This is a genomic window from Actinacidiphila sp. bgisy167 (assembly GCF_965342175.1).
GTDB lineage: Bacteria > Actinomycetota > Actinomycetes > Streptomycetales > Streptomycetaceae > Actinacidiphila.
Genome location: NZ_CBDRBL010000197.1, coordinates 1 through 1534, shown reverse-complemented (window position 1 = coordinate 1534; position 1534 = coordinate 1). Strand labels below are relative to the sequence as shown.

The window sequence follows — 1534 nt, the reverse complement described above, 5'->3', positions numbered from 1 at the left end:
CAACACCGTTGCGTTTACCGGCGGGGCCGGGGTGCAAGTCCGGTTTCCATGACGTGGATCTCGGCGGTGAGGGTGTAGCTCTGGGCGGTTTGCGGGTGTTTTCCTGCGTTCGGTCCGTACTTGCTGGTGGGGTTCTTGCGGCTGCGGGCCTTGACGCGTTGGCGTGGTGTGGCGGGCAGCAGGTTCTCCAGGACCGTTCGGCCGATCGCTCCCAGCAGGTCGACGGGTTCGCCTTCCGGCGGAAGGATGCCGCCGGCGCTGATGACCTGGTCGACGGCGGCCTGCAGCAGGACGGTGAAGCTGATCCGTTCCATGGCCGGGCCCGGTCGGCCGGTCACCGCGTCGGCTGCCGCGCGGATGAGTGCCTGGTAGGTGACCAGAAGCGCGTAGACCTCCTGGTCCAGGCCCGGGACGCTGCGTGAGCGCAGGACCCGGCCGTCGAGCATGGTCGCCTTGATCGAAAAGTAGGCGGTCTCCACCTGCCACCGGCGATGGTAAAGCTCCACCAGTTCACGCGCGGGATGGCGCTGGTGGTCGAGGAGGCTGGTGACCAGCCGCCACGGTTCGCGTCGGGTGGTGCCGTCGTCGAGGGTGATGGTGATCCACGCCTCGATCACCCGCACCTCAAGTGGCCGGTAGCCCTGCCCGGCCCGGTAGGCGCCGGAGATGCGGGCCAGGTAGGAGCCGTCCGGCAGACGGCGCTGGATGGTCGGACGGCGCCGGGCGGAGGAGCGCACCAGGAACTGCGCGCCGCTGGTGGTGACGTCGCGCAGGAACTCGATCGCGTCGAAGCCGGCGTCGGCCAGGAGCAGCATCGAGGTGTTCAGGCAGCCCAGGAGGCGGCGGGCGTAGGGTAGTTCGCCTTCGTCTTCGGGGCCGAAGGCGGCGGCGAGCACGGCGCGGGTGCCGCACTCGACCACGACGAGGAGGCGGAGCAGGGGGTAGCCGAACTCGAGGGTGTCGCCGGATCGTTTCGGGTAGCGCCAGGTGACCTGCTCGTCGTCGGGCAGGTGCAGATGGGTGCCGTCCAGTGCCACCGTGCGCAGCCCGCGGTAGAAGGCTCCGGCCTGGCCGCGGTCGGCGACAGGGCCGGCCAGGGCCTCGAACAGGCGGCGCAGCGGAGCCGCGCCGAGGCGGCGGCGGGCCCGCGCGAGTGAAGAGGCGGCCGGGACGATGGGGGCGAGCGCCCCCAGGGACGTGGTGAGCTTGCCCCATACCGCCCGGTAGGAGCACTTTTCGAACAGGGCCAGCGCCAGGACAAAGTAGACCACGACCCGAGCGGGCAGCAGCCGTCGGCGCTTCTCGCGCGCTCCGGTCTCCTCCAGCACGGCGTCGACCAGCGCGAAATCCACGATCTGGGTCAGCTCGCCCAGATGCCCCGGCGCGTGGACGCCCGCGGCTGTCTCGATGGTGCGGATGATGGCAGACTTCTCCTGCAACGGGACCCCTGGTTCTTGATCATCTTGCTCGACACAAGTGATCTACCAGAGGTCCCGTTCCTCGTTCAGCAGCGGCTTGACGAACCAGCCGCCAG

At 69.7% G+C, this 1534-nt stretch carries 1 protein-coding gene; it reads right to left on the bottom strand.

The window, feature by feature from the left end:
- Window positions 1-14: 14 nt before the first annotated feature.
- Window positions 15-1439 (bottom strand): IS4 family transposase, encoded by a 1425-nt coding sequence (locus ACRWND_RS30725; protein ID WP_431955236.1) that lies wholly within the window; start codon window positions 1437-1439, stop codon window positions 15-17.
- Between the last annotated feature and the right edge of the window lie 95 nt (window positions 1440-1534).